Source organism: Anaerovorax odorimutans DSM 5092 (assembly GCF_000426305.1).
Taxonomy (GTDB): domain Bacteria; phylum Bacillota; class Clostridia; order Peptostreptococcales; family Anaerovoracaceae; genus Anaerovorax; species Anaerovorax odorimutans.
In genome coordinates this window covers 1-24,890 of record NZ_AUFC01000002.1, presented here as the reverse complement: position 1 = coordinate 24,890, position 24,890 = coordinate 1, and the positions used below count along the sequence as shown (strand labels likewise).

The 24,890-nt window shown below is 39.0% G+C and carries 18 protein-coding genes and 1 pseudogene; 4 read left to right on the top strand and 15 right to left on the bottom strand.

From position 1 onward, the window contains the following. The first annotated feature begins 5 nt into the window (after positions 1–5). Complete coding sequence (locus K292_RS0101865; RefSeq protein ID WP_027398415.1) at positions 6–569, top strand: TetR/AcrR family transcriptional regulator; 564 nt, start codon at positions 6–8, stop codon at positions 567–569. A 367-nt stretch (positions 570–936) separates the two neighbouring features. On the opposite strand, the gene K292_RS0101860 is transcribed toward K292_RS0101865, so the two are convergent. Beyond that, entirely contained in the window at positions 937–1,548 is a 612-nt protein-coding gene (locus tag K292_RS0101860) for a TetR/AcrR family transcriptional regulator (protein ID WP_027398414.1), read from the bottom strand. 128 nt (positions 1,549–1,676) lie between these two features. On the opposite strand from K292_RS0101860, the gene K292_RS0101855 reads away from it, so the two are divergent. Both K292_RS0101855 and K292_RS0101850 read left to right on the top strand, forming a co-directional pair. After that, on the top strand, positions 1,677–2,465 hold the full coding sequence (locus tag K292_RS0101855; RefSeq protein ID WP_027398413.1) for a flavodoxin family protein: 789 nt from the start codon (positions 1,677–1,679) through the stop codon (positions 2,463–2,465). Positions 2,466–2,755: 290 nt separating this feature from the next. Then, entirely contained in the window at positions 2,756–3,091 is a 336-nt protein-coding gene (locus tag K292_RS0101850) for a hypothetical protein (RefSeq protein WP_027398412.1), read from the top strand. A gap of 573 nt (positions 3,092–3,664) precedes the next feature. Here K292_RS0101850 and K292_RS19005 read toward each other — a convergent pair. The 14 genes from K292_RS19005 to K292_RS0101760 all read right to left on the bottom strand — a co-directional run bounded on the left by K292_RS19005 (position 3,665) and on the right by K292_RS0101760 (position 23,869). After that, positions 3,665–6,001, bottom strand: coding sequence for an S-layer homology domain-containing protein (locus tag K292_RS19005; RefSeq protein ID WP_281168524.1), 2,337 nt, complete (start codon positions 5,999–6,001; stop codon positions 3,665–3,667). A gap of 2,010 nt (positions 6,002–8,011) precedes the next feature. Beyond that, positions 8,012–8,407, bottom strand: a complete 396-nt coding sequence (locus K292_RS0101835) for a hypothetical protein (RefSeq protein ID WP_027398410.1) — start codon at positions 8,405–8,407, stop codon at positions 8,012–8,014. 173 nt (positions 8,408–8,580) lie between these two features. Continuing rightward, positions 8,581–9,213, bottom strand: coding sequence for a response regulator transcription factor (locus K292_RS0101830; protein WP_051280147.1), 633 nt, complete (start codon positions 9,211–9,213; stop codon positions 8,581–8,583). Next, positions 9,203–11,611: an ATP-binding protein gene (locus K292_RS0101825; RefSeq protein WP_051280145.1), complete on the bottom strand. Its 2,409-nt coding sequence runs from the start codon at positions 11,609–11,611 to the stop codon at positions 9,203–9,205. The genes K292_RS0101830 and K292_RS0101825 overlap by 11 nt, the downstream gene beginning before the upstream one ends. A gap of 516 nt (positions 11,612–12,127) precedes the next feature. After that, complete coding sequence (locus tag K292_RS0101820) at positions 12,128–12,349, bottom strand: heavy-metal-associated domain-containing protein (protein WP_027398407.1); 222 nt, start codon at positions 12,347–12,349, stop codon at positions 12,128–12,130. 10 nt (positions 12,350–12,359) lie between these two features. After that, positions 12,360–12,593, bottom strand: a complete 234-nt coding sequence (locus tag K292_RS15570) for an acyl carrier protein (RefSeq protein WP_037372213.1) — start codon at positions 12,591–12,593, stop codon at positions 12,360–12,362. Then, positions 12,590–14,836 carry a HelD family protein gene (locus K292_RS0101810; RefSeq protein ID WP_027398406.1) on the bottom strand — a complete coding sequence of 749 codons (2,247 nt, stop codon included), beginning with the start codon at positions 14,834–14,836 and terminating at the stop codon, positions 12,590–12,592. The genes K292_RS15570 and K292_RS0101810 overlap by 4 nt, the downstream gene beginning before the upstream one ends. 81 nt (positions 14,837–14,917) lie before the next feature. Next, positions 14,918–15,565, bottom strand: a complete 648-nt coding sequence (locus K292_RS17615) for a TetR/AcrR family transcriptional regulator (protein ID WP_051280144.1) — start codon at positions 15,563–15,565, stop codon at positions 14,918–14,920. Between the two features lie 1,214 nt (positions 15,566–16,779). Then, entirely contained in the window at positions 16,780–17,289 is a 510-nt protein-coding gene (locus tag K292_RS0101790) for a hypothetical protein (protein ID WP_027398405.1), read from the bottom strand. A 342-nt stretch (positions 17,290–17,631) separates the two neighbouring features. Then, the gene (locus K292_RS0101785) at positions 17,632–19,329 is read right to left on the bottom strand and encodes a sensor histidine kinase (RefSeq protein WP_027398404.1); all 1,698 of its coding nucleotides are present in this window, start codon (positions 19,327–19,329) and stop codon (positions 17,632–17,634) included. Between the two features lie 2 nt (positions 19,330–19,331). Beyond that, positions 19,332–20,495 carry an ABC transporter substrate-binding protein gene (locus K292_RS0101780; RefSeq protein WP_027398403.1) on the bottom strand — a complete coding sequence of 388 codons (1,164 nt, stop codon included), beginning with the start codon at positions 20,493–20,495 and terminating at the stop codon, positions 19,332–19,334. 40 nt (positions 20,496–20,535) lie between these two features. After that, complete coding sequence (locus K292_RS0101775) at positions 20,536–22,065, bottom strand: type 2 periplasmic-binding domain-containing protein (RefSeq protein ID WP_027398402.1); 1,530 nt, start codon at positions 22,063–22,065, stop codon at positions 20,536–20,538. A gap of 25 nt (positions 22,066–22,090) precedes the next feature. Then, positions 22,091–22,822, bottom strand: a complete 732-nt coding sequence (locus K292_RS0101770) for a response regulator transcription factor (RefSeq protein ID WP_027398401.1) — start codon at positions 22,820–22,822, stop codon at positions 22,091–22,093. Between the two features lie 504 nt (positions 22,823–23,326). Then, entirely contained in the window at positions 23,327–23,869 is a 543-nt protein-coding gene (locus tag K292_RS0101760) for an S-layer homology domain-containing protein (protein ID WP_027398400.1), read from the bottom strand. A 108-nt stretch (positions 23,870–23,977) separates the two neighbouring features. Between K292_RS0101760 and tnpA the strand changes: the two are divergent. Then, positions 23,978–24,422 (top strand): annotated as a pseudogene (gene tnpA / locus K292_RS15560) (IS200/IS605 family transposase). Positions 24,423–24,890: the final 468 nt, after the last annotated feature.

Below are 24,890 nucleotides of genomic sequence, written 5' to 3'. Positions count from 1 at the left end.
GTGTTTTGAAAATAAATAATTGTGATATTATTGATAGAATACATGAAGAAACATTAAACTTAATTTTTACTTATGGTGCAAAAGGATGGACCATGGATACGGTATGTAAAAAAAGTGGTATTGCGAAAGACACTCTTTATAGAATTATTAGTAAAAAAGAGGATCTTATTAAAGATACTCTTTTAAAAGCACTTGATAGGCATGATAAAGCAATGCAAGATTTATTAATACAAGATAGAGACTTCTTTTGCACACTAAGAGATAGTGCAACCCTATTGTCGGGATTTATTGCAAAATTTTCTTTAGATAAGTTAAGTCAGATTTTTCTTCAATATCCTAGCGTGGAAAAAGCAATCAATAATGGTATGGAAGAATATTTTCAAAGCTTTACAAATTTTCTTAATGAAGGTAAAAAATCAGGACTGTTAAAAGAAAGTGTAGATACAAAGCTACTAATTAACTTCATACATTCCTGTGTTATGCAAATTCTTATGCACCCAGAAATATATAATGCGACCAAAGACACAGAAGCGTTATTAGATTATTTCATTGATGGAATAAAGAGATAATATTAATTCTAGTGTTTTTAAATCATAAGCGTAAACTTATAACTAAATCTTTTTATGAGTGTGTGAAGAAAAATCTGTAAATACTAATCTTCTATGATAGGAATTGGTCTGAGGTCCTAGGGATAAGCCTTCAGACCTCGTTTTATATATAACATCAAATACATGTCAATAGCAGGTGAAAATTCTGCCTGTAAAAAATCAGCATAAACTAGTGACTTATTAGGGTATCCATCCCTCACCTCATATATTTGTCAACTTGTAAATTCCTTTTAGTAGGGGTAGATCATTAACTGACATATAACTTAGCCTTTCTACTATTACAGTTATCTTAAACTTCTAGATTATTAAACATAATGCAAGTAATTTTTTAGGATAGCATAATTGTTTCATGTTGTAATTGCTTGATTCCTTTTTTCGTTAAATTGGGGTATATCACGTTCCAAATGGTTTTTAACAAATCCTCGTATCTTGCTTCATGCTCTGGTATGCCCGTATGTCTCCATGACAGGATGATCAACACAATACCTTCTGCCAGATACCTGCTTGACTCTTTTTCGGGTAAAGTTTCAAAGATTTCTTCTTCTTCAAAATTCCTTATTACTTCACTATAATATGCAATCAGTTTTTCCCTAACTGCTAATTGTCGGTCTGCAGTGTCCACTGTATCAGACTGATATTTTCGCAGTGCAATCATATTTGTAAAGTAGAAAGCATATTGCTTTTGAAACTGTATCATTTTGACCAAATTCTCATGAAGTCCGTGAATATCAAGTTTGGTCTGCAATTGCAGTGAACAAAAATCATGATAAATCAAGTTGCCAATAGCGCTCATTAAATCAGACTTTTTCGGATAATGGTAGGTAATATTACCGACACTTTTATGCATAGCGTTTGCAATATCGCGCATGGTAACCGATTCATAGCCGAACTGGTTAAATAATTTAATCGCTTTTATTAAAATCTCCTCTTTTGCATTCATTCTGTGCCTCCCATTTGTTAATTGTATCATATCATATTTGACATTCTAGTACAAGTGTGCTAAATTATAATTAGGACATACGTACTAATCTTATTGTCTTTGCTGATGCACGGAGGAGGAATATCAGAATGAGAATTTTAGCAATCAATTCAAGTTTTAGAGGTTCAAAAGGGGTCTCTGCATTTTTAATCGACAAATTATTTATAGGCGCAATAGAAAAAGGTGCAGAGTGCGAAACGATTCATCTTGCAGAACTCCAAATTAATCATTGCATCGACTGTCAGTTATGCCAAACACCTAAACACTTGCTAAAATGCACATTTGATGAAAAGGATAATGCAAGTTTTGTATTTCGTAAAATGAGAGAAGCCGATTTGATTATTTTTGCGACACCTGTTTATGTACTAGGGATGTCCAGTTTGCTGAAAACTCTTTTTGAACGGTTTTATAGTACTGCAAAAGTAGGAGAATTTCATTTCACGAAAAGCGGAATGTTTTTCCACCATGGAGATCAGTCTCTGACCCAAAAACCTTTTGTCCCACTTGTTGTTTATGACAATCTTGAAACGGAAATGCCAAAGAACATTATTTCCTACTTTAAGACCTATTCCAAATTTACAGATGCAGAGTTGGTCGGCACGTTGATTCGAAAATCTGCTGGAATGTTGGACGTATCTGCATCCCCAACAAGCAATCACACTATCTCAGACAGCATCTTTCAGGCGTATGTACAGGCGGGAAGAGAACTGGTCACCCAGAAAAAAATCAGCAAGCTCACTGAGAAAAAAGCAAACCAGCCAATCATAAGACTACCGTTCTTTGTAAAACCCATGCTTAAGCTGGGGATTGGTAAAGAGCAAATTGAAAAAGGCCATGCAAGAATGATGAAATCTGTTATGAAAAGAGACAAGTTCTGAAAGTGCGGATGATATTCATCTTTATTACAACGCTACTACACTGATTAAAAAGTATAGTGCCTTTGTTCATTACATGCCCAAAATAGTCCAGAGTATCCTTGCAAAAGGACGGTAAGCGGATTTTTTTCTTATTGCTTATCCTTTCTATTGTTCACAATTTTGCAGTTGAAGCCTTTACTTTAATATGGTAAATTTATTTTATATACCTACCTAGTAAAACTTTTTTGAAATGATAGCAGGAAATTTGAACGCTTGGGAAGCGAATTTATATTGGGCGAGGAGGAGAAATAATGCAGTATTTTTGTTTGGAAAATGAACGTGAAGGAACTTGTTATCACGAATTCTATAGAGGCAAATGGGATGAAATAGATTTCTGGAATCCTAATTCACTCCTACTACACGATGATATATTAGAGGAAACCAAACTATACAAAGCATTTGGTGCGGCAATACCGACTTATGATTACTTTGGAGAAACAGAAGTCACATCAAAAGACTGGCGTCTGATTCGTGAATATACAAAAGCACATTTGGGTGAAAACGCTCAAGTCGCTCTCAATGAAATAGAATATTGGGTAAATGATGTGTTTGGTAAAGAAGGTCTTTTCACCATACTTGGAATCTAATATTTATAAATATTATAATCACACCCTATGTTGGTGATTTAACGCAGACACCAACCTAAAATTTGACTTATTAAAAGCCTTTCCGTCCTAAGTTTTATTTGTAACTGTTATATGAAATTTTGACCATTTCATTCACTCTATGGTCATATGTTAACAACTTTATTTGACTAATTGCAATAGCATTAGGCTTTTTAAGTCGTTCACCTTGTGGAATACCATCTTCAATAAATAAGGCCTTTATGTTCTCCATATTAGAAAGACAGATCAAATATACTTGAAAGGTTTTTCTTTTAGTGCATCAGTATGAATTCGATAGTTGAGTATCCCATTCTAACTGTTTTTGCTCATCATCCTCTTTATGTCGTTCAAACTCTTTGATTAAATAGATTATAAATTCAGGACTTATCTACATTCTAAATTCAAATGCAATATCTTTGTAAGCATATGTTCCACCATAACGAAGGATGCCTGGCCTCCTATGTTAATACAATTACAGTAGAGCTACGAATACCATAATGGCACTCGTAGCTCTTTGTTTTTTCTGTATCATTTGTCGTATGGTTAACTAAGTTTCTATTGCTCAAGCAAGTTATATATAACCTGTGCCATTTGGGCTCTGGTTGTTGTCCCCTTCGGGTATAATTTCCCGTTATCTCCGTCGATCGTTCCGTTTTCTACTAGCAGTTCCGTTGCATCCTTTGCCCAAGAAGCGATCTGACTTGTGTCGCTGAAATTTGTCAGCCGTTTTCCAGAACTGTTCTCCGGCAGCTGATTTAAATCTTTCAGCACATTGTATAAAAGTACAAGCATCTCTTGTCTACTGATTTCCTTGTTTGGAGCAAACAAGTTACCTCCAATTCCATCGGATATTCCAAGCCTCTTTGCTTCAGCCAGATATCCTGTATAATACGCGTTGCCCGCATCTATGAAATTATCCAAAGGGTTATTATTCGGCTCAATTCCGTAAGTCCTCATAAGCATTACAATAAATTCTCCTCGGGTCAGTTTTGCATTCGGGTTGTAGTTTCCATTTCCCGATCCTGCTGCAATGCCCCTTGCCGCTATGAAATTCACTGCTTCGCCATACCACTCACTTGATGCCACATCATTAAACTTCACTTTGTTAAAGCCTATAGCATAATCACTGAAATGAGTAGTATAAAAAGTTACGGTGCCAGTGTATGAGTCATAATGTCCATTCGGTACTGATACCACTTTGCCGCTACCGTCAATATACCAGACGATAATACTCTCAGGATTGGAAAGCTCTGCTGCCGTAGGAGTGTATGGGATTGATACAGTAACCGGTGCGTCCGGGTTGTTCCATTCAATCCGGTCTCCGTCCACTGTCAAGATGAGCTGCACCAGCGGCCTGTCGCCGATGGCCACTTTTACGTTTTCCGTCAGCGCTGATATATCGCCTTGGCCGATAGTTATTTCAGCTTTTGAACCATTCCCTCCGGCAGTCCCTAACAACATATTTGCAGAAACGGTTATGCTTCCTTCCTCAGACTGCGCAGTGAGCTTTCCTGTCCCATCATTTGCTGACAGATCAGCAACGGGAATAGCAATGGTATAGTTGCTTACGTTAGGAATCGTTGGTATCGTGATAACGGCATCTCCTCCTCCTTTCAGGGAATCGACTTGCTTTGAAGGTAAATCCACTGTTGCATTACCTTTACCAGTATTTACACTGACCGACACGGTTTCTGATGTTGTTCCTCCTTCTGAGACAACAGCCTGATACTGCTGCGTTGTGCTGGCAGCCTTTCCGTTTGAACTGCCGCTGCCCGAGCTGCTACTGCTTGATGATGCGTATGGAGTCACTGCATTAGAATCGGATGAGTTCAAACCAGTGCCTGCACCATTAACCGCTTTTACCGTAAAGGTATAGGTTGTACCGTTAGTCAGACCCGTTACCGTAATAGGGCTGCTCGTTCCGGTTACCGATATGCTTCCCGGACTTGTGGTTACAACGTATGCCGTTATTTCACTTCCGCCGTTATCGGATGGGGCAGTAAAACTTATCACAGCCTGACCATTGCCTGCTGCTGCGCTTGCACCGGTTGGTATCCCAGGGACGTTCGCTGTTACACTGACCATTACTTCTGTACTAACCGGTGCATAAATATCCGATCCTGCTTTGGTAACTGTAATCGTGCTTTCTCCTGCTCCTACAACAGTTACAACTCCGGTAGAGGCATTCACATTAACCGATGTTCCTGATTTCACTGTATAGCTTATGGCTCCGCTGCCGCTTCCACCTGTAGCAGTCAACGTAAATGCTGCATCACCATAATGTATTTCAGAAGGCATTCCACTGACTGTCAATGCAGCCTGACTATTTTTGCTGACTGAATAATTTATTGCCGCGCTGGTTGCCTCATTGTAATTCACATCGCCGCTGTATTTTGCTGAAAGGCTGTAGGTACCTACCGCTGCACCACTCCAAGTATATGTTGCCTGTCCGGCTGTACAAGCATCGGTGCCTAATACAGTGCTACCATTGTAAAATGTTACTGTGCCGCTTGGTTCTGTACCGCTTGCTGCACCGGTAATGCTCGCCGTAATCGTGATTTCGTCCCCCAGTGCCGCGCTTGTAGCAGGTGATGCACTTAGCTGTGCCGAAGGGTCTGCCTTTGTAATTTTTGCTGTCGTTGCGATATCAGCAGCCGTCCCTTGTATCACATAATTACCTGCACCCACCCCGGTGAGTTGAATGGCAGACAGGTCTACCGCCTTGTTCTCCCCTACATCGGAGGTTTTAAAAGCTGCCACAGCACTGGCGCTAACGTTATCCGTACCGACAATACCATAAAGATTGATTGCCGTAATCGTCGCATCCGTTGTTCCGTCATAGGCCTTATCGCTTATGCTTACTGTACCTACCGTAAGTGCTTTCGCATTCATATGAACAGTTACCGTTCCACCGCTTTGGCTATAATCATCCAAAGAATCTTCATAAAGTGCATAAAATCCATTGTCTCCGACAGACGCATAGTCCTTGGCACTTACTGTACTCTGTGCATTACCGCTGCTGTCCAGGTTAACTGTTGCCAGTAAACTGCCGCTGGCATTTGATCCTTTATAAAATTTTACTATCCCGCTCGTTACTGCCGCACTAGCGGTATCTTTTACGGCAGCCGTGAGCGTAAAGCTATCGTCGCCATACGTTATTGGTGTCTCTGCACAGGTAAGAGTTGTATTTGTTGCATTTATTACTGTAAGGTATTGCATGCTGTCCAAGGTTCTTATTGCCGCCGTGAATTTTGAATCACCAGATGCAAAAGCATTACTCCCAACAGTGGTATTATTAAGATAGATCAATTTACATTTGTTGGTAAAGCTAGCTCCTGAAGTAGGCTGAACCTTGATGGCGTTTGTCGCAGTAATCGTTGTATTGGTCAGCTTGGCGCTATATACCGTCCCGCTATGATCAGATGGTGCCGGAAGTGATAAAACATTAGAACCGCTGCCGCTGCTGCTCAAGGCACCAGTAACTGTTAATCCGCCTGTTTCTGTTATATCCAGGGTACCTCCATTACTAAAGCTCAGGTTTACGGTCTGCAGGGTACCTACCTTTAATGTCCCGCCGTTGCTTATATTGATCCTCTCAACATCAGTGATACTGTTGCTTCCCAAGTTAGCACTTCCCTGAATGTTCAAAGTCGATCCTTGTTCGGCATTTGTATAAGAATTTAGAGTACCGCTTTTTCCTACAATATTAATGTCAGAAAATGTTACGCCCGACTGAACAGTAAGATCAGCCTTGAAGTATGCTGTCATTCCAGCTATTGTTACTTCATAATATGTATTAAAGTTGCCCCCCGTACCGGTATGCGCCAGATTGATATTTTTAAGTATCACATCGGCGTTTGGCGTAAAATTACCGTTGTTTACCGTGAGGGTGCTGGTTCCGCCGCCTGTCTGTACTCCCGTAAGCGTAAATGGAACAATGGGCAGCTTTACATCGCCATTTATGGTCATATCCTTTAAAATGCGAAGCTCATATCCGGTATTGTTTATCACCTTAACTGCAGCTTCTAAGGTAGTATAATACGTTATGTCACCACTGCCGTTTATCACTTCAACAGGATTGTCTACAGCGATGGCATTGCCGGTAAAAGTTCCTGTGTCTGTCCAAGTACCGCTGTTGGTAATTGTTCCGTTATTGTTTATGGTGCCTGTATTTGAGAGTGTTCCAATATTGTTCATGGTGCCTGTATTTGTAATGGTGCCTGAGTTATTATAAAATTTCCCATTATTAACAATACTTCCGCTATTATTTATTGTTGAATTATTTCCAAGGTTATCGTTATTATTTATGATTGCTCCATTATTCTCAATTGTACAACCTAAAGTAATATAATAACCTCCGGAGGCGAAGGTAACGGTTGTGCCGCTTGGTATTGTAACGGTGGAACCCGACGTTAATGTTGAGCCTCCCGATACCGTAATATCTGTGTAACCGTTTTCCAGTGCTGTTATCAGTGCATCTGCGGAATTTACCGTCGTAGATCCTGCTGCAAATACATCAGTTGGTCCAAGAACCGCCAGTATAAATACTGTCATGAACAAAAAGACCTTTATTTTTGTTTTTGTTCCCATTTCAATTCCTCCATTAAATTCTTATCACACATAAACTTTAATCTTTCTGATTTCGCTTTCCGATTATTTTTATCAATTGAAAAAATTTGATCCCATTTTTCATAAAGAATAGCAAGTTTGGTACCCATTACCCGCACGTTGCAAGTATAATTCCATGTATACCATTAAAATTGCACTCAATGTTTTTTTAACCTTTTCCATTGATTTCGTTCTTCCTTATAAAGTCGCTATTTCTACACCAGCTGAAATAGTTCAGTGAGTGAAATCTCATCCGGGAAATATGCTGCTTGTGTTTTTGGCGGCTTTTGGGCTTCATTTTTGCTTTTTCCATATCAGACGCTTTGCCAGAACAAGATAGCCGCCCTTGTCTGTGTGGTGAATAAATAACCGGCTTCCACGTTTGATCATATCCTTTAGAAAGACTTCATCTGCCCCACACTCGTCATAGAGCCGGGCTGCTGCCTGTCTGTACTCCGGCTCTATGAGCTGCGTCGGCGTGATTTCGGTGGCAAGGGTAATCACAAGTCCTACGTTACTTTCATCAATCTGGCTATAATACATGCCTTCGTAGACAATCTCACGTTCTTCCCGTTCATCGAAAACCACCCGTATCCGAAGGTCTCCACTCACCTCGTCGGATACCACCCGCATCAACCGTGCATTAGCATAATAAATGCCGGGAATAGGCCCCTGAATTGGCCAATTCATAAAAATCCCCCTTTCGTTTCGCTTGTGTTCAAGATAACATTTTTTGAAACCAACAGGTACACCCTAAAAGTTACCTCTTTTGCGGAATGTACAAAAAAAAACAGGGAGTATTAAATTCTCTCTGTTTTTGTCTTAAACGATGTTTCAACATAGCGGAAGATATGCCCGCCTCGTTATAATAATAGTTTTTTTAATTCACTTCTTTTGCTGACGTACTTTTTTTCATAGATCGCACCGACGACTTTTTTTACATAGTTATAGGAATAGTGGAGTGCTTCGCCCATTTCCTGATTGGTGTAGCCCAGTGCAATAAGCCGCAATATTTTCTTCTCTGTGTCGCTTAAACCAACTGATATCTGTTCAAATTTTTCCTCATCGATCCGGATCTCCTGACTGTTTTTCTCCATCATACTAAGCTGGCGGAGCCGCTTGCCGTTTTCCATATGCACCTTCAGCCGTGCCAGCAGGATTTCTTTAACAAACGGCTTGGTTATGTAGTCCACCGCGCCGCAGGACAGCCCTTTCAGTTCCGCTTTTGTTTTGGTCACCCCCGTGAGAAACACAATAGGAATATCCTGCACATCCTCTATTTGCCGCAGCGCAATCAGCGTGTCAAAGCCGTTTAGTCCCGGCATATCGACGTCCAGCAGAATGATGTCGGGCATATAGTCCATCTGCAGCAGTGAAACTGCTTCAGACCCTGATTTCACGCAGCTTACCTCATAATCACCTTTCAAGATTTCTCCCGACATTTTAAGAAGCGCCGGATCGTCGTCTACAATCAAAACCGCGTTTTTATCTTCCAATTGCATCACCTCCCATGCCAATCAGGAGGCGCTCCGCTTCCCGAAATTCTATCTCGTCAACCTTTTGCCGGATATCCTGTAGGCGTTCTATGGTCTCCGCCCTGTGGGACAAAGCAATCATGCGCTCAAGCGCCGCAAGAGCGTCTGGCTGTCGGTTGTTTTTCAGCAGCATAAGCAGCTCATCCATGCCGATGCCGGTATTTTCCGTCTCAATTTTCTGCCCGTTCGGAAGTTCTTCAAGTCCTGCGACAAGCTGTTTTAAGCCTTCCTGCGCCCGGCTCCATTCATAGTACAGGATGGGCAGAGTAACTTCTATATATGTATCGTTTTCCTCCATACACTGCTTTTCCACCTTGGCGGCAGTAATGGAAAGATTAACGGCTCCTACGGCTCTTGCTTTGCTTTTGAGAGAATGAACCGTAAACTTCAGGCTCTGCCAATCTTTTTGCGCCTCAGCTTTCGTTGCTTCCAGCTTACTCTTATCGTAATTTTCAACAAAAAATATCGCCAGATTTTTATACTGGAGTATATCGCCGCTCAAATAGCTCAAACCCTCCTCCAAAATTATACCGTAAACCTCAGCATTCAGCGTAAGCTTTTTCTTGATCTTTAGAGGGATCAGATTCTGTGCGCTCTGATTATTGATCATGATCAAGTCTGACGGAAGAATTCCCATGAGCGTTTCCTCCAAGTCCTTCCACATGATGGGCTTGGATAAGTATTCGACGAACCCGGCATTCAGCAGGGTTTCCTTTACCTCAGCCACAACATTAGCGGTCACAGCCACCACCGGCGTATCAAAACCAGGGATTTCCTTCAAAGCGCGAAGGGTGTCGATGCCGTCCATATCGGGCATCATATAATCCATTAGAATGGCATGATAGCGTTTTTTCGAAACTGCTTTGATACATTCCTCTCCGCTTATGACCGTATCCACTTGAAGCAGTGTCCGGGAAAGTAAAGATTTTACAACCAGCAGGTTCTCCGCGCTATCGTCCACCACAAGGACATTGCCGCCGGGAGCAATAAAGCCGCCTTCTCCTGCCGTTTCTTCTTCTGCCGTTATCGTCCGCTGGCGAAGCGGAGTTTTATTGTGTACCTTTTGCGGAATCTCCACCGAAAATACGCTACCGTGTCCCAAGCGGCTTTTTACATCTATATGCCCCTGCATCAGGTCAGCGAAATTTTTCGCTATGGCAAGACCCAACCCGGTGCCTTCAACATACCGATGGGCAGGGAGCTCTCCCCGGTTGAACGCATCAAACAACAGAGCAATGTTTTCTTCTTTGATACCGATTCCCGTATCGGAAACCGAGATGCAAAGGTGTATTTCATCAGGCACCTTTCCCGGCTTTTGGTCGAAAGAAAGTGTAACGCTACCCTGCTCCGTATATTTTGCCGCATTGCTTAAAAAGTTGACTACTACCTGTTTGATATGTAAGAAATCGCCGATTAGCCCGCAGGGCAGGTTTTCGTCAGCCTGAACCATAAACTCTATACCATGTCGGCTAACTCGTTCCATTCCAATCATTGCAAGATCATCAATTAAATCCCCCGTCTGGTAGTTTTCCGATATAATCTCCAGCTTTCCCGATTCTATTTTTGACATGTCTAAAATATTGTCAATAAGAGCCAAAAGGGTTTTACCAGCGTTTTGGATATTCAGGCTGTAGCCCCTGATGCGCTCCGAGCCTTTTTCCCGAATAATCACTTCGTTCATGCCCAGCATGACATTGATGGGAGTTCGTATTTCGTGACTCATATTGGCGAGAAAATTACTCTTTGCTTTGCTGAACCGGAGCGCTTCCACGCGGGCAGCTTCAAGCTCGCGCTGCTGTTTGTTGTACATTCTGAAATGAAGATACAGGGTAACGCCTAGCGCAAGGCTGACACTGGTAAATCCAATTATGATGTCCATTAAAAATTCCTGTTCAGTTTCAAAAAAGTGAACGCTTTGGGGATACTTATACGCAGTCAGACAGATTCCTATGTAGACCAGCATTTCTATGACCGCCATCACAATAATTTTCTTGCTTTCCAGCATAAAGACCGTAAACAAAACGGCAAAAACAAAGAACGAAGGCATTCCGCTATGATAGCCTCCACCGGTAAAAAATAAGACAGGAAAGAAGATTAGAAATATGATAATCGTGGTGAACATGTAAAACTGCTGATATTTGCCGCTCTTGTAAGAGTAGTATAGCAAGCAGAACGCAAGCGCTGCAGCAATTATGTTAGCCAGTATATTCCAAAATCCTGCGTTTGTAAAAACCCCCAAAACCGCCATTACAATACCAATCGTCATGCCCGCCATTGCTAGTACGTTGAACAGCCGAACACGGAAATCCAACCGTTTTGCTAAAAATTTATCGCTAATAAATTGAAGGAATCTAATCACAAGGCACCCCCGAAAAGTAAAATTTTTATTTCATCAAATTATATTATGAAATATTTATAGAAGTTTTCATAATATAATTATACCATGCCTGTGAAGTCTGAGATAGTTACTTTGAGTTACCTCTTTCAAATATCGTGCGAAAATAACAATTCCCGTTCTCACTTGTAACATATGATGTTTTCCAATCCACAATATTATCTATAAAACTGGGCTAAAAATTAAAGTTTTTCAGCCCGTTTTTTGCTTAATTTTAACTTTAAGATCACAACATTTTATGAAGACGCCTCATTTACCTCCGAACTACATTTATGTGGACTATACCATTCCCATAGTTCATCATCCACTGTAAACAAAAACAGAATGGCATGAAATTGATAATCAATCTTCTTTATCACTCTGTTTTTTATTTTAATAATATTCTCAAATAGATGTCGATAACTATTGTAACAAAATAATGAAGTCTTTAAAGGTATTTATAGTAATCAATTCAGCAAATCATTAGTTTCTCAATTATTATTAATCATCATCAAATATCTCTACAACCTCAAACCCCTCTTCGTTAATGGCATCACATAATTCGTCCTCTGTTAATACGCCCCGGCCATATTCTACAATGATGGATTGTTTCTCTAAATTTAACTTTACCTTATCCAAACCACCCATGCCCTCTAAAATCCGGGATACGGCACTTCCCATTGGCATATTATCCATACCCTCAACAACAATAACCTTTTTCATTTATTTCCTCCTATTCTGCAATCAGTGTATCCACATATTTAACTACATCATTTACTGTCTGGAAGGTATGAACATCTTCATCGTGAATTGTCACTTCAAAACGCTTTTCAATTTCAATCATCAGTTTTGCGATATCAATCGGTTCAATATCGTATTCTGGTGTCAATGGTGTTTTTCTACTTAAATTATTTTCAGAAGTACTTATGATCTCACAGAGTAGAGATATAATGATATCCAGCGTCATATTTCGATACCTCCTTGAATGAGCAAACTTTTTTCACCTGTATAAAACAGATTGAGTCGATGCAAAGCACGAGTGCTGGCAATGTATAGCAACTTTTTATCATCAGCTGAATAATAATGGCTTTTATCTACACCGTAAATTAAGACAGAATCAAACTCCAATCCTTTTGACATAGTGATAGGGATAATAAAGACTCCTGCTACATTCAGGTTTTCACCCGAATGCACTAAATGGAGGGTGATTTTATCTTTTAAACGGCTGTAAAGAGATTCCGCTTCCTGTGCATCTTTACAGATAATCCCGATAGACCCATAGCCTTGACTTTTACTATAAACAGATTCTGCAATAATTTTTTCGTCAAGCAAATCCATCTCGGTAGCTTCAATAACCTGTGGCATATCCCCACTGCGATTAAAGCTCTCAAAGACGGTGCTATCGTCCAAAAACTGCATACTAAATGAAAGTATCTCTTTGGTACATCGAAAACTTTTATTCATGACCATTAGGCAAGAACTGCCCGGCTGCAAGATCTCAGTAATTCTCTCATACAAGCTCATATTTTCCTGTTTTTCAATCGTTTGATTGATATCTCCTAAAATAGTATACCGTGCATTTGGAAACAATCGTTTTAATATATCAAAATGGAGATCGTAGTAGTCTTGTGCCTCATCAACCACAACCTGCCGAATGTGCCTGTAGGTATCATTTGTACCGATCAATAGCTGCAAATAGGTTACAGCCAAAACGTCCTCATTTTGAAGAGTAGAATCTGCTAGCTGTTTCTTTGAGTAAAACAGTATTTCATCCATGTTGTTTGGTAATTCAATTTCTTCTGAAAAGGAACGTAATAAACCGTCTGTGTTTATTAATTTTTTGTAAAGTAAAACACTATCCAATTTTATAAATTCATCAATTTTTTGAGCGAGAAAAGTGCTTTCTTTGATAGACAGTTCTCTTGCATATTCTTCCCAATCAAAAGGATGCTCAGGGTCTTCCCTTGCTTGCCGCAACAGCTTAGGCATCCGATCTTTACGCATCTCATGTATTTTGTCGAAAATATGCTGGCGCAGATGGCTCATTTTTACCGCCAAACTAATATTACCGTTCATTTGAAGCAGGCGATCTTTTAGATACTGACCTGTAAAAACAGTTTTTCCATCATACTCAATATCGGGAAAGACGATATGAGATGTTGGCAAACTGTCTGCATACCTGTTTAATATTCTGCTAAAGGCTCTGGACATTTTGAATTCCATTGATTGCTTTTGTAATGTTTTCACAGCGGATGCCGTACAGGAGATTAACATTTCCGTTTGGTTGTAGCGAGACTGAAATGCTGGCTTATCTGGCAAACTACTCGTTACCAAATCATCAAACACAACAGATTTCACTTCATCCTCACCTAGTTCCGGCAGAATATTAGAAATATATTGCTCGAATAGAGTGTTAGGGGATAGAATAATAATATCAGATGATTTTAGCCGACTTGAAAGCCCCTGATATTTTAGATAAGCCACACGATGCAAAGCAATGGAGGTTTTGCCGCTTCCGGCAATGCCCTGCACCATAAGCAAGTTGTGAGTTACATCTCGGATGGCGATATCCTGATCTTTTTGAATGGTTTCTACAATGGTTTTCATTTTGCTGGAAGTATTTTTAGATAGCATCTTGCGTAAAAACTCATCTGCAATCTGAACATCAGCATCAAAAAAATACTCAAAGACTCCTTTTTTTATTTCATATTGCCGTTTCAGCCGAATATCTCCGGCAATGTGACCACCCGGTGCATCATAATAGGCATTTCCAGTTTCAAAACGATAAAATAGGCTAGCGATGGGAGAACGCCAATCGTAAATGATAATTCTTTCTTCTATATCATTATATAATGTCCCTCTGCCAATATAGATTTTTTCGTACTGTTCTTTACTTACAGAACAAAAATCAATCCGGGCAAAATAGGCCGATTGCAATAATCGTTCCAGCAGCTGTACTTTTTTTACACTGAATTCTATTGCAAAAGTATTACTAGCAAGCGGTTGATAAAATTGGCTTAATTGAGCTGCTGCGTCAAAATCGTCTGCAGAATGGGAGGCATTCTCCCACATATCTCGGTTTGTTTCTCTTAAAGCCTCTATGCTATTGTAATTGTCTTTTTTAGCATCATCTAGTTGCTCATGAATATCATCAAGAATCTCATTGTAATGGGCAAGTTCAACATTTAATTCATGTTCATAGTTTTCCAAATAAACACCTCATTTCGAATGGTGAAATCTAACTTTAGCATCATGACAATCATTTATATTGCTCGATGCCTACATTGGCGGTTAGGCTTCACCCTGCTGCAGCAGATTTGTTCCCAAAGATTGTGCTTCATCATCGCTTGCAAGACATAACCGAAACATACGGACGGCTTCACGGGTAATATAGGCCTTTAGCTCAGTTTCATTCTCAATCAAACCTCTTCCTAAAAGATAATTTGAAATTTCGCCTACAATGTAGCAATGGGTATTATGAAGCACTCGTTTGGTCGTATCTCTATTTGGGTATTGCCCATAAAGTTCTTTCCATATGTCGGATATATGCTGATTCAGCATTTTGTTTGTTGCTTCTGTCGTTTCAATATCTCCCTGCGGACGGTCTCCATCAATATATTCATGCCATGCCAATCGGAACCATCCTTTGTTATCCAGATACATTTCGACACAGGCCTCGAAGAAATAGGTAAAGCGCATCTCTGCAGTATTTGCTATATCCAGCTTTTTCGTGAGCATTTTCATAAATATCACCTGTATAGCAGCATGTGTTTCCCATAACAAATCATTGTATGAGGGAAAATAATTATATAAATTTGTATGGGCGCATCCTAATGCTCGGGCTATTTCTCGAAGATTAAGACCTCGCAGATCACTCTTATTCCGCATAAGCTCAAGAGCTGTTTCAACAATTTGCTCTTTGGTTATATTCTTTTTCATTTTGCACCTCCGCCTTACATTACCAACGGTAATTACCGTTGGTAATGTAAGCATACTCCTTTACATCTTTTTTGTCAACAAAAATGTCATTGGTTTAATGACATATCTGATTGATTTCTGATAATGTCCTAGTATACCATTTTTGATTATGTCCCAAATTGTAAAAGTGTTATATAATTAAACCTCATGGATTTTAGAAATGAGGTGAAAACAATTAGAAAAGTAAATTTAAATATGAATGAGCAAAAAAAATATTCCGAACATAACAAAGCACCAGAAATTTCTGGTGCTTATGTTAAAAAATTTTAGGATATTTTTAAAAATCATTGACAGACTTTCGTCTCGTCTTTAGAAGTTAGCACCATGAATCTTTAGAAGCAAAATTGAATCAAAACTCTTGTATAAGCCTTAAATAGGGAATACTTGAAAAAATATTTATTTTGTGATATATCAATAGTATTAGTAGTGCTATATTTGTGGGGTGTAATTATGGCTTATTTTTTTTAAAAAAACAACACTAAAAAACAGAACCTATCTTGCTATTTATGAAAGTTTCTATAACCATGAAAAGAAAGGTGCTTCACACAGATGTTACAAATACCTTGGCTCCGTTGAAACCAATATTGCAAACGGCATAGCGGATCCCATTGCTTTTTTTCAGATAGAAGTTGATGAATTCAACCGACAGAAAAAGCAAGATGGAGTAAGAAAAATCTCTGATGTATCGCCTGTTCTTCATCTCTACTATTTCCCTTTAAAAAGCATTCTTGAAAAGTTGAAAATCAAAAAATATATCGACTATTTTAAACTGACAAATAACTTTCAGTATGACATTTATGAACTGCTTTCTTCTCTTGTCTTTGCCAGATGTGTAAATCCATGCAGTAAAAACAGAACATTTCATGATGTGCTACCAAATCTTTATAATAGCTGATAGTATAAATGCAATGTTTTTTTCATAATATTTATCCTCTTTTAATGTCTGTTATCTCATATCCGCTATTAATTAATGATCGCAAATAGCAAGTGTAAGCTGAACACCCCAGTAAAACTGTAGCGGGGGTTCAGTCAGCGTAGACGCTGTCTAGGAATGATTCGAACAGCTCCTCCGGCGTCCGGTAGCCGAGCCGCCTGCGTGGGCGTCCATTCTAGTTCATCAGCAAAGTCCAGGACCTGCTCTGGAGAGAACTTCTCCATGGAGACGCCCTTTTGCTTTACTGCCTTGCAAAATCCGAATCATAAACCGCATCGTTGCATTCTAAATGCAGAGATACTGTTCCGTTTCCATTAAAAGTTATAGTACCTGTACATCCAAAGTTGGTTGTAATATCAACGGTACCGGATGCAATGTCATCGTCGCTGAAAACCGCAGAGTAGTCTTGAATTTCTACATTACGGTACACCTCAGAAAGAATGTTTATACTGCTTATTTTATACATTACAGTACCGTCTGTATCAGTTTCAGCAACCTCTATACTGTCGCCGTTTTCGTTGCTGGTCGTTGTATATACCCCACAGTAATCTACGAAATCTGCTATTCCAGCAGTACCCACATTATCATTTTGAGATGCTACATCTCCAGTATCCCCATTATCACTTCGAGATAATGCATTCTGCTCGCCCACAGATGTCAGGTTTTCTTCCTCTTGATTACCATTTCCACATCCAACAAATGTCATCATTAGCATCAGCGTGATAAGCATAAATATAATTGTCTTTTTCATGTTATTTTCCTCCTCGGCATTGTATCATTATTTTTTAACTAAATATGTAATTTTTAAAAATAGTAGAAGAATACAACTCTACTATCTTGGATCGCGGCCACCTTCTATATCATAGTACCAGTCCCAGCCTTCTTCTGCTTCCGTAATGTCCTTGTCAGTTCTGTGAAAAAGGATGCTTTCAACCTTATCCTATTAATTTTATGAAATAGCCAACTTAAAGTACATATACTAGATTAAGATTCGTTGGTAAAATCTTCACATCTTTGTTTTTTCCATATCAAAATCAATAAAAAAGAGTACGCCTTACCACGTAGGAAACTCTTACTCCATTCTTAATTTTCTTTACAAACCTCTCCGAAGAGCAGGTAACCGCACAGTAACTGTTGTTCCAATTCCCTTTGACGATTCTACGGATATTCCGTATTCGTCTCCGAAGTAGGAAAGGATTCGTCTTTGAATATTGATTAAGGCAACATGAGATAAACCTTCTACCTCGACATAGTCCTGATTGATATCCTGTATATCTGAGCGGAGCTTCGCAAGCTGCGTGACATCCATCCCCATTCCATTATCCTCAATGGTAATATACAGACAGCCTAACTCTATTTTACTGTATACACGAACAATACCTTTCCCTTCTTTTTCGTCACCCACAATTCCATGAAGAATACTGTTTTCCACAATCGGCTGCAGCAACATTCGAGGAAGCTCTACTCCATCCAGTGCATCCTCCATCTCAATCTCGGCAGAAAATTTATCAAGATAACGTATCTCCATGATTTCTGTATATTTCTCCAGTACGAAGAACTCTTCCATGCCACTGATATAACTGTCCCCGGCATTGGCATATCGAAGAAGGAACGACAGTCCATCGCACAAAAGCCCAGCTTTTTCGTTCTCACCCATAGCAGAAAGTGCCTTTATAATGTTCAATACATTGACCGTAAAATGTGCGCTTATTTGCTTTTTCAGAGATATAATCATTGCTTTTTGCTTCTTTATCTCTGCCTTCTGCAAAGAGTTTTCTGCCATGTATGCTTCCTTCTCCTTCTGCTCAATTCTCTCTACCATATCATTGATACCATGAACCAAGCCATCAAAGTGCTCTATGCCCGTCATAGGTAGCATGGCTCCTTTTCCGCCTTCAAACCCTTCTACCTCTGAAATGATAGACTGTATCGGCACAAAGAATTTCCTTTTCCAGAATTGAAGAAATATCTCCAGCATCAATAATAGCAATACCGCCATAATCAGCATGGCTATCATGAAAAGGATACTCATACCGTGGCTAGAATCCTCGTATGAAATCAAGAGTTCAAAAGGGGTGAAACCAACTTGTTTATACACCATATATGTAGTATCTTTACGGATATCCTCAGTCTTTGCCCCAATATAATTCTCCTCATTTGACAGAATCACCTTTCCGTCTGCTGCCATTGCAATCTTCATATCTTCATTCTCTGTCATCTGCTCAAACAGGCGGTAAATATCATTCTCATTGGTCAGCATGACAATGGTTCCTATTCTTTCGCCCTCCTGATAGATGGCTGTCACATAACCGATGTAATTAACAGAGTCCAGCTTGATCTGAATATGACTGGTCAGTTTGTCCTTCTCTACAAGATTCATCATTCTTCGCACTCCGGTATTTCCAATCGTACCTGAAAAGCGGTAAAATCTCCCCTGCTCATTATAGAAAATGATATTATCCATAAAGGAACTGTTTTCTGAAAGATTATCAATGGTCTCTTCTACATAAGCTGCTTTATTCACAAATTCGATATTGTTCTCCTCAAGAAGAAAGTTCTGTACGTTTTTATCCTGTGATAAAGCACACGATAGCTCTTCTAATTGTAAAAAGGAACGGTTCAGCTCCGATATAATCTGCTCTGATACCTGCTCCATATTTTGCATGACATTCTTTTGAATGACATTATGTATATTGACATAGAAAAGAAACCACATTGCAAGCATTGCGGCACTTAAGAATAATACCGTACATTTCAATTCCTTAATCAGCGATTTCTTTCTCATCTTCATAATTATGGAGTCATATTCTCCTTTAACAGTTCATTCCAGAAGTCTAAAAATTCCTGTCTGTATTCACAACTGTATTTCTCATCTGTATAAATTGCAGAAATATCACTAAGTCTTACACTTGCCACCCCTGCTACATCTGTTCTTGCCGACCACGCTCCTTCTGACAGAAAAGGGACATAACCCTCTCCTGTTCCATCCGCTTCCCCCATAATAAAGCGTATAAACAACTTAGCCGAGTTAATATTCTTTGCACCACCTGCAATCATAATGTTTGCCGGATTGATTACTCCTGCAAAAGGTTCTAAATCATAACATGACAGAAGCGGATATCCCTGCTCCCGCAGACGCATTTTGCTGGCATTTAATATGCCGACAGCATCCGACTGTGTCCCCGGTGCAGCAATGGCGTTTGCAATATCATCACTGTCATTTACAATCTGCAAATCATTCTCTATGAGTTTTCTTATGAAATACCGGGTTACTGCTTCTTCCCCAATATATTCTTCTCCAAAATAGTCCGTATATGCCTGACACATTTCTTCACTATGCTCGTCCATCATAGAAAAAAGTGTATAAGAAATCATGCTTCTGGATGGGTCTGTAATATACACCTTCCCTTTCCACTTAAGGTCTATCAGTTCCCACCAGTTTGTAATAGGAGGTTCAGAATAATAGTCATCATTATAATTAAGAAGTGCCGCCTCCAAAAGCACACTTAAATATGCTTCATTTCCATCTATACTGATTTTATCTGCCATATCAAAAGGAACATATTTATATGCTAATCCCTTAGGTATCAGATTTTCTGTCAGACTTCCGTCACCATTCGTAATGAAAAGTAAATCACATCCATACTCACCGCTTTCAGCATTTTCTACCACCTGTGCTGTCAGTTCCTCTGAACGGAGATAGGTCACTTCAACAAGTAATCCCGGATACTTCTTTTGGAAAGATTCGGCTACATCATAAATGCGTCCGGAAACGGTGTAAATCTGCAATACATCTTCATCCAACGCTTTCTCGTACAACCCCTTAGCTGTTTCTTCTGCTGACAAATCAGCCGTTTTCACCCATGCTTCCATAGCAGATTCTTCTCTTGCACTACATCCATAAAGGAGCAGACAAAAACTCATAATAAGCAAAATAATGTTTTTTCGATTACGCATATAATACCTCATTACCTCATTTCTGTATGTTTACTTCATTTTAAAAATATTTCCATATCTCATCTAAGGAAATGTCCTCTTCTCCAAAAATGAATTGTCTAATCCTTGTATCGGCATCTATCGTTCCATCAATCCTGTCGGACGCCTCTTCCTGCCATTTTTCACTTTGGAATACATCTTTTCTTTCATAATAATAATTTTCATAGGAACGAACAGCTCTTGCATCCATATACTCCACCAGAGAATTATCTCCATTCCATGTAACACCATTTGTATATTCCCCTGCCAACACCAAAGGTCCTGCTCCTGCAAAATTTTTATTCTGCACTCTGTTATTCAAATACTGGAGTGTAGTAATCACTGCTTTGCTTCCATAAGTAGACAAATCTCCGTTTTCGGAAAACTTCCAGTCTACTCCTTCTTCCCCGAAGGATGCAATAAAGGATGCTTCCTTTGACAACATCAAATCCATAATTTCGAAAGCTTCCTTCGTGTGAGCACTGTTAGCAGGAATATACCCTCCTATGTTTGGTTCATAATCGGAATAGACTGCATTGCGTTCTCCCTCGGTTCCAAGCAGCGGTGGCACCTGAATATATCTCGCTAATATATCCGGACAGTTCGGATATATAATATCTGCAATACTCTGACTGGTAAATGCTCCAACATAATCTCCCTGGGCATTTACCAATTCCATAAGCTGTCTTTGTGAATAATAGTTGCATTCACCTGACAATAATCCCTGTGAATACATATCTGCACAGGTTTGCAACCCTTCCCTAAAGTCAGGTTCGGTAAGTATACTTGCAAAGTTACCATTTTCATCTACATACATTCGATTATGTAAAGGGTCATTATAGATATAGGCATTCAAGATAAAATTATAACTTTGCAGTGCATAGGAAGATTCACAACTAATCAAAGGCAGTTCATCTGCCAAACCATTTCCATTTGGGTCTTTGCTACAAAAAGCTGTTAATACTGTTTTTAGCTCCTCTACCGTTTTCGGCACTTTCAATCCCAATGTTTTTAACCACCCCATGTTAATCCACATGACCTGCATATTCTGATTTCTTCTAGTCGTGTCCATGTTCGGCATATAATAAATCCCACCTTGATATTCAATCTTATCTCGCATAGACATAAAATCATATTGATTAAGCAAAGCGGTAAAATGGCTGTCCTGTGTCAGCAATCCTGACATATCAAACAACATTCCCTCTTCTGCATAGTTTTGCAATTCAGTAGTAGTAAGACAGCTCTCTTTTTCGGGAAGAAACATTGCATCTATCTTTCCTTTATCGGACGTAAGGCAGGCATACAAATACTCCTTTTCGTAACCTTCCGATATGTATTCAAACTGTATATCATATCCAGTCTGTTCCTCCAGCCACTGAGTATAGTAATTTGTATTGAAGTTCTGAACATAATCATTTTGCAAGACTGCTATTGTAACCGTTGTTCTTTCTTCTTTCTGGCTTTGTCCGTTTATGTAGATATAGAAGATGATTGCCATGCCTGCACAGACAAACAACACACATATCAACTTATTTTTGAATAAATGCTTCATGGCATCTCCTTTTTCTGTCGTGAGACTAGACACGCTCTAATTCATACTGACTTGGTGCCATACCATAATATCCCTTAAAGACCTTATTGAAATAAAAGTAATCCTTATAACCGCACTCATTTGCAATTTGCTTTAAATTGAAATTACTCGTGTTTAATAAAACAACCGCATGCTCCATTCGCACCTGTGTGACTAAACACGTCAGTGTTGTATTATGATTCTCTGCAAAAAGATTGCATATATATCCGGGGTTTAGAGCAAATTTCTTTCCAAGCTGTTCAAGGGTAAATTTTTCATTAAAATGAGTTCGGACATATTCTACTAATGCAACAAATGCCGGATTCACTATTTCTTCAGAGTCAACAGCCTTCTGCGGATGTTTTATTGATAATTTCGTCGCCAGCTTTTCCAAAACCAGCTGTACCTCCGGAATTTGCAGTGGCTTTAATAGGTAATCAAAACCCTCCTGTTGGAAAAAGGTTCTTGCATCTTCAAAAGTCCCATAGGCGCTGAGCATTACAAACTCTGCATCCAATCCATTTTCTCTTACAGTCTTCAGGAAGGTATGTCCATCCAGATATGGCATCCTCAAATCTGAAAATATAACATCCGGTTTTAGCTCAAGCACTCTTTCTACCGCTTTTTTCGAATTGGTTTCCATTCCGATTACTTCAAAGCCGTTATCCATCCACGGAACGCTCTCCGCTATTTGCTTGATTATCAATTCTTCATCATCTACTAAAAAAACCTTAAACATATAGCCCTCCCGTTTGTTCTATTTTACTATATTCAACCACCAACATCTATTTATTTCTTTATCATTATGCTCATTTACTATTTTACATAGAATTATTACACATCAACATAGACTGGATTAAGTTTCCTTGGTATTATCTTCACATCTTCCCCTATTACAATTCGAAGATCTATATCACTTTGAACATTATAATCTTCATAATCTCTATGAGGAAATCAGCCCAAAAGATAAACTTTCGATATATGATATTTTTCTGCAATAGGTGCAATAATTTCTTTCAATTCCTCAATTGAATATCGTTTTGCAATCATAATTACCCTCCTGGCTTTTTCTTTATTATATTCATTTTAAATACTTCTGTCTAGAAAACTACGCCTACTTTTAATTTTTTGCTGTCTAATTGCCCTACTTGTATAGTAGTAAAAATCCGGTAGCAAATGACACCTTTTTCCACCGGATTTTCGTATTGTCTTACAAAACGTAGCTTTAGAAATTTACTTCATCTTATTTTGCTAAAAGGTTATATAATACCTGTGCCATCTCCCCACGGGTAGTAGTTTCCTCAGGAAGAAGTTTTCCATTGGTACCGCTGACCGCACCTGTTTCCACAAAATAGATTATCGCATCCTTTGCATAAGAAGAAATACTGTCGCTATCTGTAAAATCGGTAAGCGCTTTTTCAGAATCACCCTTAGGCAATTGATCCATTCCCTTCAACGCATTGTAGAGCAAAGTAAACATCTGCTGACGGGTAACTGCCTGTTCAGGTTCAAACTTGTTGTCTCTCACGCCGCCAGTAATGCCCAATTGTTTTGCCGCAGCCAAATAATTAGTATATTGGGTATCCCCTGCATCGGAGAAGTTATTATTTGAATCATCGTCCGGCTGAAGGTTATATGCCCGCATCAGTAAAGTAATAAACTGTCCACGAGTCAATGTTTCGTTAGGACCAAATGTTGTTTCGGTTATTCCACCGGTAATATTTCTTGCAGCAAGGAAAGTATTATAGGCTTTAAGCCCGTTGAGCTCGCAAAGAGTGCGAAACATAAAACCACCCGCTATGCGAGTGCACGTCGATTGTTATACAAAAAAATCACCTTTCCGTTATAATGTAGGTGTTCAAGCCACTTTATAACGAAAGGAAAGGCGATTTTAATGGCAAATAAAGCAAATAGTTTAGCACGAACAAAATGGATGTGTAAATATCATATTGTGTTCACTCCTAAGTATAGACAAAAAATTATTTACAATCAATACCGTGACAGCTTGAAGGAAATAATAATACTGTTATGCAAATATAAGGGAGTAGAAATAATAGAGGGACATATGATCTTGATCATGTTCATCTTTTGGTAAGTATACCACCTAAATTAAGTGTTACAAGTTTTATTGGATATCTCAAAGGAAAAAGCGCATTAATAAATGTTTGATAAACATGCAAATTTAAAATATAAATTTGGAAATAGACATTTTTGGGCAGAAGGATATTATGTAAGCACAGTTGGGCTCAATAAAAAAATACATTCAAGAACAGGAAAAGCATGATATTGTTTTAGATAAATTGAATGTGAAAGAGTATAGTGACCCTTTAAAGGGTTAAATAAGTAGTACAAATATCCCTTTAGGGGTAGGCAAAAGCGGCAAAAGCAAGGTGGCTTGAATAAAATGAAAGCCAGCTTCTTTAGACGCTGACCGGTAATAAGGGCTTATAGCCCCAAGCAAACCACCCGTTTGACGGCAATGGCATTAAGTTAAGAAACCTCGTATCAATTTTTTTGATGCGGGTTTTTTTATGCTTGACAACTTCATAAAAATGTGAGGCCACTTTTATCTGATCATCCTTTTAAAAAGGATAAAAGTGGCCCTTGTAAGTAGAACTTAACAAATCTATTTACAAGGAGAATAAAATGAATACTAAAGAAGCAATTTCAAAATTCAACTCACAAATAACTAGTTTAAATCATATCAAATCAAAATTATGTTGTCGTCCAGAAAAAGACTTTACGCGTAATAGAAAAGTATCTTTTGAATTCACTATACGCTCAATTTTGTCGTTTGGTGGTGGTAA